The sequence below is a fragment of the Erythrobacter sp. genome (assembly GCF_038133525.1).
Lineage (GTDB): Bacteria > Pseudomonadota > Alphaproteobacteria > Sphingomonadales > Sphingomonadaceae > Qipengyuania.
Genome location: NZ_JAYPTL010000084.1, coordinates 1 through 8,979 on the forward strand (window position 1 = coordinate 1; position 8,979 = coordinate 8,979).

An 8,979-nucleotide genomic window follows, 5' to 3' on the forward strand; every position below is an offset into this window, starting at 1 on the left:
CGCGGCCCAGCCGACCGCTGGCGTCGGCGCGCCGCCGAGGCTTTCCATCAGCCCGTCATAGCGCCCGCCGCCGAGGATCGTGCTCTGGCTGCCGAGCTTGCCGGCGGCCTCGCTACCCTCATCGGGAATGAATTCGAAGGCAGTGTGGCGATAGTAATCGAGCCCGCGGACGAGGCTTTCCGCGCGGACCCATCTCACGCCCGCGGCATCGAGACCGCTGGTCACGGCATCGAAAAAGGCGCGCGCCTCGTCCGACAGGTAGGCATCGATCTTGGGCGCATCGGCGACGAAGCGCTTGTCGCGCGGATCCTTGCTGTCGAGGATGCGCAGCGGGTTCTTCTCGAGCCGCTCCTGAGAATCCTCCGACAGTTCGCCCTTCACGGCACGGAAGTGCTCGACCAGCGCCGCACGCCAGGCCTCGCGGCTGTCGCCATCGCCCAGCGTGTTGAGGTGCAGGGTCACGCCTTCGATGCCGAGTTCGCGAATGATCTGGTCGGCCATGGCCAGCAGTTCGACATCGGCCTGCGGTTCGGCCGCGCCGATGATCTCGGCGTCGATCTGGTGGAACTGGCGATAGCGCCCCTTCTGCGGCCGTTCGTAGCGGAACAGCGGCCCATGCGTCGCGAGCTTGAGCGGCGCGTGCTGCTGCCAGCCATTGGTGAGGAAGGCACGCGCGATTCCGGCGGTGAATTCGGGGCGCAGCGTCAGGCTGTCGCCGCCGCGATCCTCGAAAGAGTACATCTCCTTCGAGACGACATCGGTGGTTTCGCCGATCGCGCGGCTGAACACCTCGGTCTTTTCGAACACCGGCATTTCGACCCGGCGGAAGCGGTAGAGCTTGCGCACGCGTTCGAAGGTTTCGACCACGAAGGCGAAGGCTTCGGCATCGGCGCCGAAGATATCCTGCGTACCGCGGATTGCTTGTGGGGTCTTGCTCATGTCGGCGCGGCGCTTAGCGCGTTCGGCGGAGCGGGGAAAGTCGCTCGTCGAACCCTTGCTTGCCTTGCGCGCCCCCCTTGCGCATGAGGCGCGCCATGTTGATCCGCACCGCGCCGCTCGCGCTCGCCACCGCTCTGCTCGTCGTCACCCCCGCCGGAGCCCGTCCCGAAGCCAATTCGGCGCCGCTCGCGCCGCAACTGCAGGATGCGACCCCGCTGCCGCTCGACACGCCCTGGCCGGGCGGGACGATCAAGCTGAGTATCGATGCGAGCGACACGCAGCGCAGCGTCTATCGCGTCACCGAAACCATCCCGGTGACCGCTGGCACCACCGAACTGGTGCTGCTGTTTCCGGAGTGGCTGCCCGGCAATCACGCGCCGCGCGGGCCGATCGCGCAGCTTTCGAACATCCGCTTTACCGCCGGCGGCAAGCCGCTGAGCTGGAAGCGCGACACGCTCGACGTCTACCGTTTCGTCGTGAGCGTCCCTGCCGGAACCCGCGAAGTGGTCGCCAATTTCGTCCACACCTCGCCGATTACCGGCAGCGAGGGCCGGATCACCATGACGCAGGAAATGCTCAACCTGCAGTGGGAGAAGATGAGCCTCTATCCCGAAGGCCATTACACCCGCCGCATCGCCGTGGCCCCCAGCGTCACGGTGCCGCAGGGCTGGGAAGTGTTTACCGCACTCGACGGCAAGGCACGCAAGGGCGACACGCTGACCTGGGCGACCATCGACTACGAAACGCTGGTCGATTCGCCGATCTTCGCGGGGAAATACGCCAAGCAGTGGGAGGTGGGCGAAAACGTCCGCCTTGATGCCGTGGCCGATGCCCCCAAATACCTCGCCATCGCGCCGGAGAACCTCGCGCGCTTCGAGAGGCTGGTCGACGAAGCCGATGCCCTGTTCGGTGCGCGGCACTTCGATCACTACGACATCCTGCTCGCGATGACCGACCGGATGGGCGGAATCGGGCTCGAACACCATCGTTCGGCGGAAAACCAGTACGAGCCCACTGCGCTGATCAAGTGGGACGAGATGGATTGGGACCACAATGTCGTCAGCCACGAGCTGGTGCATAGCTGGAACGGCAAGTTCCGCCGCCCCGAAGGGCTGTGGACTCCCGACTATCGCACCCCGATGCAGGACGACCTGCTGTGGGTCTACGAAGGCCAGACACAGTTCTGGGGCTGGATCCTTGCAGCCCGATCGGGCCTGCAGAAGAAGGAAACGGTCCTTGGCACGCTGGCGCTGGCGGCGGCGAATTATTCGGAAGGGCAACCGGGGCGCGCCTGGCGCAGCGTTCAGGACACGACCTATGATCCGATCGTCAACGCCCGCCGCCCGCACCCCTACCCCTCGCTCCAGCGTAGCGAGGATTACTATACCGAAGGTGCGCTGACCTGGCTCGAGGCCGACCAGATCATCCGCCAGGGCACTGGTGGCACCAGGGGGCTCGACGATTTCGCCAAGGCGTTCTTCGGCAAGACCGATGGCGATTGGGGTCAGCTGACCTATGACTTCGAGGAAGTCGTGGCGACGCTGAGCGCGATCTACCCCTACGACTGGGCAAGTTTCCTGGACACGCGCCTGCGCCAACGGGGCCAGCCCGCGCCGGTGCGGGGCATCGAAATGGCCGGATATCAGCTGGTGTGGAAGGAAGAACCCAATCCCTATCACAAGGGCCGGATGGGCGGCGCCAACTACCTCGACCTGTTCTATTCGCTGGGCATGAACCTCGACAAGGACGGCAAGGTCGTCAGTACCTTGTGGGACGGCCCCGCCTTCAATGCCGGCATCATCAACGGCACGCAGGTGGTGGCGGTCGGCGGGATTGCCTATTCGCAAGACACGATCCGCGATGCGATCACCGCCGCCAAGGCGGAACAGCGCCCCATCGAGCTGCTGGTCAAGCGCGGCGAGCGTTACGATACGATCGCGATCGATTACCACGGGGGGCTGCGCTACCCGTGGCTCGAGGCGAAGGGCAGCGAGGTCCAGGGGCTCGATCGATTGCTGGCGCCAATTTCAGGTTAGAGTGCGGGTTGCGGCCTTGGCAGCACGCCTCTAAGGGCGCCGTCGCAAAGTCTTTCTGGGGGGAGGGACGAACACACTCAGCAAGGACGCGTCATGCGCATCGACAAGATCCCCGTGGGCGACAATCCGCCCGAAAGCCTCAACGTGATCATCGAGGTCCCGACCGGCGGCGAACCGGTCAAATATGAATTCGACAAGGAATCGGGCGCCCTGTTCGTCGACCGTATCCTGCACACGCCGATGCGCTATCCCGCAAACTATGGTTTCGTGCCGCACACGCTTTCGCCCGACGGCGATCCGCTCGACGCGCTGGTGATCTCGCGTTCGCCCTTCATTCCCGGCTGTGTGGTGCGTGCCCGCCCGATCGGCGTGCTCAACCTCGAAGACGAGCATGGTGGCGACGAGAAGCTGATCTGCGTCCCCGTGGACACGACCTTCCCCTATTACTCGGATGTGGGTGAAACCAAGGACCTGCCTTCGATCATCTTCCAGCAGATCGAACACTTCTTCACCCACTACAAGGATCTCGAAGCGGACAAGTGGGTCCGCGTCGGCAAGTGGGGCGAGGCCGCCGAAGCGCGCCAAATCGTTATCGAAGCGATCGAACGCTACAAGGCGGGCAAGTAATTCAGGCGACGTGGCGGGGCGTTACTCCCCCGCCACGGCCATGTTGTCGATGCGAAACGTCGGCACATCGATCCCGTGCAAGAGTTCGAGATCATTGGCCGGCACCAGTGCGCGGAACATTTCCGGCAAGGTCGAAGCAATGGTGATCTCGGCCACGGGTTCAGCCAATTCTCCCTTGCGGATGCGCAGCCCAGTGGCGCCGCGACTGTAGTCGCCCGTCACAAGGTTCACGCCTTGGCCGAACAGGCCGGTGACAAAGAGCCCGTCCTCGATATCGGCGATCAGCTCGGCCACGCTGACGCTGCCCGGTTCCAGAATGACATTGCCCAGCGCAATCCCGGGTGAACCGCCGCCGCCCCGCCCGGCATGGCCCGTCAGCCCGAGGCCGAGCTGTGCAGCCGAAGCGACATTGGTCAGCCAACCGGTCAGGCGACCGCCATCGACGAGCACCCGGTCCACACAGGCAATGCCTTCTCCATCGAAGGCGCGCGAGCGCAATCCGCGGCGGCGCAGCGGCTGTTCGACCACGCGGATCGCGCTGTCGAACAGCTGTTCGCCTTCGCGCTCCAGCAGGAAGCTGGCCTTGCGCGCGATCGACGGTCCGCTCATCGCCGAAAGCAGGTGGCCGAGCACACCCGAACCGACACGCGGATCGAAAACCACCGGCATCCGGCCCGAGCCTATCGAACCCGATCCGACCTTGCGCACGGCGCGTTCGCCCGCTTCGCGTCCGATATCGGCGGGGTCGGGCAGGTCGGAACGATAGCGGGTCGTGCGATAGGCATAGTCGGTCTGCTTGTCCGCCCCCTCGCCCGCAACGACGCTGGCCGACAGGGAGTGCAATCCGCCGCCATGTCCCCTTGCGAAGCCGTGTGACGTCGCGAGCCCGAAGACTGCGCGCGAATATCCTGCTGTCCCACCATTGGAGTTGGTGACGCCCGCCACCGCACGCGCAGCATCCTCGCTCGCTAGCGCCAGCTCGCGCAAGGCATGGGGACTGGGCTCGCTGGCATCGGACAGTTCGAGATCGGGCATGTCGCCGTTGAACAGGCGATCCTCTGGCGCGAGGCCGGCATAGGGATCTTCAGGCGCCAGCCTGGCCATCTCGACTGCGCGTTCGGCCAGGACGGCAAGTCCCTCCGCACCGAAATCGCTGGTATGGATCGAGGATGAGCGACGCCCCACGAAAACGCGCAGGCCGATCTCCTCGCTTTCCGAACGCTCGACATCCTCAAGAGCCCCAAGCCGCACGCTGACGCTTTCGGAGGTACTCGCCCGGCACACCGCATCGGCGGCGTCAGCACCCTTGCTGCGCGCAAGCTCAACCAGCTGGCAGCAACGTTCCAGTGCCTGTTCGCTGGCGATCATGATCGAAAAAACTCAACTGCGTTCATCGCAGCGCAGGTAGGGACGGCGCCAGCAACTGGCAACCGTGCGGGCTGGATCTCAGGAGAAGATCAGCATGAAGAAGCCCGTCAGGATCAGCGGCGTGCTGATCGCCAGGAGCCACAGTGCGATCTGATCCCGCCGAAAGGCCCCGGCCAGCGCGGGATCGACCGCCTGTTCATCGGTCAGCGCGGTCCAGCGATGTTCATACTTCCGGCAGAATGGAATGATCCCGGCGACCAGAAGTACCAGCAGCACATAGGGCGCGATCGAGTTCATGCCTTGCCGCATGGCGTGCACGGTAACGAATATCTGCAAGGCGGTGTAAGCCAGAAGTGCCAGCGCCACATTGTCGCTCATCGACCTGCGCCAGTCCCGAATATGGTGCCCGTCGTTCTTTTCGACGACGTGACCCTCTTCGACCACCTTGTCCATGGACATCTCCCCTGTCCTCTGCACCCGAATCACATTGTTTCAAATTTGCGTGGCGCTGGCAAGCAGGTGCACTGATCTTGCGCATGCTTGTCCCGATGTGACCCAAGGGCGTTCCATGCAGGAATCCTGCCAATTCGTCGAACAAAGCGCCGCACGGGGTTTTCACCCGCCGCCGTCCTGCCTATGTCGCGGGCATGGCAGACATCGACCAAGCCACCGTCACCGACCCGGTCCACGACGCCGCACCGCCGATCCCGCAAGGCGGCCTGGAGGTGATCTCGATCGCCAAGAGCTACGACAAGCGGGCAATCCTGACCGATATCTCATTGTCTGTCGGGAAGGGCGAAGTGCTCGGCCTGTTGGGCCCCAACGGCGCGGGCAAGACGACCTGCTTCTATTCGATCATGGGCCTGGTCCGCCCCGATGCCGGCCGCATCCTGATGGACGGGCAGGACGTTACCTGCCTGCCGATGTACCGGCGGGCGATTCTGGGCCTGGGCTATTTGCCGCAGGAAACCAGCATCTTTCGCGGCATGACCGTCGAACAGAACATCAACTGCGTGCTGGAGATGGTCGAGCCCGACCAGGAGACCCGCGAGCAGGAGCTGGAGCGTCTGCTCGACGAGTTCGGATTGACCCGGCTGCGCGCGAGCGCGGCGATGTCACTTTCGGGCGGTGAGCGGCGCCGCTGCGAGATTGCCCGCGCGCTGGCGGCCAAGCCATCGATCATGCTGCTCGACGAACCTTTCGCGGGGATCGACCCGCTGTCGATCAGCGACATTCGCGACCTGGTCAAGGACCTCAAGACCCGCGGAATCGGTGTACTGATCACCGATCACAATGTTCGCGAGACACTCGAGATCGTCGATCGCGCCTGCATCATCTATGGCGGCCAGGTCCTCTTTGCCGGCACTCCGCAGGCGCTGGTGGCGGATGAGAACGTGCGGCGGCTCTACCTGGGCGAGAGCTTCACCCTCTGATGCCGAGGGTCGGGGGGAGTTGAACCATGGCGCTGGGTCCGAGGTTAGACCTACGGCAAACCCAATCGCTGGTGATGACGCCGCAGTTGCAGCAGGCGATCAAGCTGCTGGCGCTGTCCAACCTCGAGATTGAAAGCTTCGTTACCGAAGCGCTCGAATCGAACCCCCTGCTCGAAATGGGTGAGGTCCGCCGCGAGGCGAGCGAGGAACCGGCACCATCTGCTGGTGAGCACGATAGCGCGCCCGACTTCGACGGGACCGAGGCGCTCGACATATCGGCCAGCGCGCTCGATCCCGAGGCAGCTCCCGGCGACGCCGGCGACTGGGGACGCGCGGGCGCTGGCTCAGGTGGCGAGGAATTGCCCGACCTGGAAAATCGGTCAGGCGGCGAACCAACACTCGCGGAGCATCTCGGCGGCCAGGTAGGTACAGTCGCAAAGGACCCACGCGAGGCAATCATCGCCTTGCGCATCATCGGCGAATTGGACGAGGCGGGCTATCTCGCGACCGAACTGCGGCTGCTGGCGGAGGAATTGGGCGCGCCGCTGGCCGAGATCGAGCGGGCACTAGCACTCGTGCAGTCGCTCGATCCCACGGGCGTGGGCGCGCGCAACCTGGCCGAATGCATCGCACTGCAGGCCAAGGAGGCCGATCGCTACGATCCCTGCATGGCTCGATTGATCGAGAACCTCGATCTTGTTGCCGCGGGCGAGATCGCCCGCCTCAAGCGCATGTGCGATGTCGATGACGAGGACTTCGCCGACATGCTTGCCGAACTGCGCAGCTATGATCCGCGCCCGGGCCTACGTTATGGCGGGTCGAGCGAAGCGGCGGTCGTGCCCGATGTGCTGGTGTCGCCGAAGGACGAGGGCTGGGATATCCGCCTGAACGAGGCGAGCCTCCCCCGGCTGGTGGTCAACCGCGAGTATTACGTCGAGCTCAAGGCTGGAGCGCGCGACAAGGCATCACAGGCCTGGCTCAATGAACAGCTTGGCGAAGCCGACTGGCTGATCAAGGCACTCGACCAGCGCCAGCGGACCATCCTCAAGACTGCCGCCGAGATCGTGAAGCGGCAGGAGGGATTCTTCCGCGAGGGCGTGACAGCGATGCGCCCCTTGACCTTGCGCGACGTGGCCGAAGCGATCGAGATGCATGAGAGCACCATCAGCCGGGTCACCAGCAACAAGTATCTGTCCTGCCCGCGCGGCACCTTCGAACTTAAGTACTTCTTCTCCAGCGGGGTGGCTGCCGCAGATGGGGAAGGGGCCAGCTCGGAAGCAATCAAGGCCCGGATTCGGGCGCTCTGCGATGCAGAAGACCCCAAGAAGGTGCTTTCCGACGAGGCTCTGGCCGATCTGCTGAAGCAGGAAGGTTACGACCTCGCCCGCCGCACTGTCGCCAAGTATCGCGAGGCGATCGGGATCGGTTCAAGCGCCCAGCGGCGGCGGCAGAAAAAGCTCGCCTCGCACTTCTGATGCTGCAAAGCTCGGGTCTTGTAAGAGAACCGATGCCAGACCTTGCCGAACGCCGCATCCAGACCGTCCGCGACCACATGCACCTTGAGACCGTGTATGATTGGGACGGGGTGATCGACACATTTGCCGGGCACCCACGCTACGAAATGGCAACCGGCCAGGTTTTCGATGGCGAACAGGCAGTGCGAGGGTATTTCGCCGCGTCACGGTCGGTTTTCCCTGATCAGGGAAACGAGATTATCGCTATCGCCCACACTGAGAATACCGTGCTGGTAGAGTTCTGGCTTACCGGAACCCATCTGGGCGAAATGCGATTGCCGGACCGGGTGGTGCCGCCCACCGGACGCAAGCTGCGCCTGCGACTGGCGGCGAGTGTCGAGTTCGCGGAGGGCAGCGACCGGATCCTGGTCGAGCGCCCCTACTACGACCAAGCGGCAGTGGCGCGAAACATCGGGATCGAGGTGTGAGTCCCTGTTGCAACAGTGAAAAACGTTAACGCGATTTACCTCACGTTAACCTTTTCCGTTCAGAACTTGCGTGGTTAATAGCGGGCAACACCTCTTAGCGAGGAGTTACCGTGATTTCGGGGCTACGGGGGACAACCCATGCGTGTACTGCTGATCGAAGACGAGCCGACAACCGCAAAGGCGATCGAGCTCATGCTGACGACCGAAGGCTTCAACGTCTATTCGACCGATCTGGGCGAAGAGGGCCTCGATCTGGGCAAGCTGTATGACTACGACATCATCCTGCTCGACCTTAACCTGCCTGACATGCATGGTTACGACGTGCTCAAGAAGCTGCGCGTCGCCAAGGTCCAGACCCCGGTACTGATCCTCTCGGGCATTGCCGAGATGGATTCCAAGATCCGTTCGTTCGGCTTTGGTGCCGACGATTATGTGACCAAGCCGTTCCATCGTGAAGAGCTGGTCGCCCGCATTCACGCCGTGGTGCGTCGCTCGAAGGGCCACAGCCAGTCGATCATCCGCACCGGCAAGCTGGCCGTGAACCTCGACGCCAAGACGGTCGAGGTCGATGGCGCCCGGGTGCACCTGACCGGCAAGGAATATGCGATGCTCGAGCTGCTTTCGCTGCGCAAGG

Annotated in this window: 9 protein-coding genes; 6 read left to right on the forward strand and 3 right to left on the reverse strand. The window is 63.8% G+C overall.

The features are described from left to right. Positions 1-939 (reverse strand): histidine--tRNA ligase (gene hisS / locus AAFM29_RS15550; RefSeq protein WP_341713694.1); only part of this gene is annotated, 939 nt, incomplete at its 3' end. Between the two features lie 95 nt (positions 940-1,034). Here hisS and AAFM29_RS15555 point away from each other — a divergent pair. Together AAFM29_RS15555 and ppa are read left to right on the forward strand one after the other, a co-directional pair. Then, a complete protein-coding gene (locus AAFM29_RS15555) occupies positions 1,035-2,975 on the forward strand; it encodes a peptidase M61 (RefSeq protein WP_341713695.1) in 1,941 nt (646 codons plus the stop codon). Between the two features lie 93 nt (positions 2,976-3,068). Next, positions 3,069-3,602 (forward strand): inorganic diphosphatase, encoded by a 534-nt coding sequence (ppa, locus tag AAFM29_RS15560; RefSeq protein WP_341713696.1) that lies wholly within the window; start codon positions 3,069-3,071, stop codon positions 3,600-3,602. 21 nt (positions 3,603-3,623) lie between these two features. On the opposite strand, the gene AAFM29_RS15565 is transcribed toward ppa, so the two are convergent. Both AAFM29_RS15565 and AAFM29_RS15570 read right to left on the reverse strand, forming a co-directional pair. Beyond that, on the reverse strand, positions 3,624-4,970 hold the full coding sequence (locus AAFM29_RS15565; RefSeq protein ID WP_341713697.1) for a TldD/PmbA family protein: 1,347 nt from the start codon (positions 4,968-4,970) through the stop codon (positions 3,624-3,626). Positions 4,971-5,048: 78 nt separating this feature from the next. Continuing rightward, positions 5,049-5,429, reverse strand: a complete 381-nt coding sequence (locus tag AAFM29_RS15570) for a hypothetical protein (RefSeq protein WP_341713698.1) — start codon at positions 5,427-5,429, stop codon at positions 5,049-5,051. A gap of 188 nt (positions 5,430-5,617) precedes the next feature. On the opposite strand from AAFM29_RS15570, the gene lptB reads away from it, so the two are divergent. The 4 genes from lptB to AAFM29_RS15590 form a co-directional block, all read left to right on the forward strand. After that, positions 5,618-6,403: an LPS export ABC transporter ATP-binding protein gene (gene lptB, locus AAFM29_RS15575; RefSeq protein ID WP_341713699.1), complete on the forward strand. Its 786-nt coding sequence runs from the start codon at positions 5,618-5,620 to the stop codon at positions 6,401-6,403. A 26-nt stretch (positions 6,404-6,429) separates the two neighbouring features. After that, positions 6,430-7,878, forward strand: a complete 1,449-nt coding sequence (rpoN, locus tag AAFM29_RS15580) for an RNA polymerase factor sigma-54 (RefSeq protein ID WP_341713700.1) — start codon at positions 6,430-6,432, stop codon at positions 7,876-7,878. Positions 7,879-7,910: 32 nt separating this feature from the next. Further along, complete coding sequence (locus AAFM29_RS15585) at positions 7,911-8,345, forward strand: nuclear transport factor 2 family protein (protein ID WP_341713701.1); 435 nt, start codon at positions 7,911-7,913, stop codon at positions 8,343-8,345. Between the two features lie 138 nt (positions 8,346-8,483). Beyond that, the coding region (locus AAFM29_RS15590) for a response regulator transcription factor (RefSeq protein WP_341713702.1) at positions 8,484-8,979 on the forward strand (496 nt) is incomplete at its 3' end.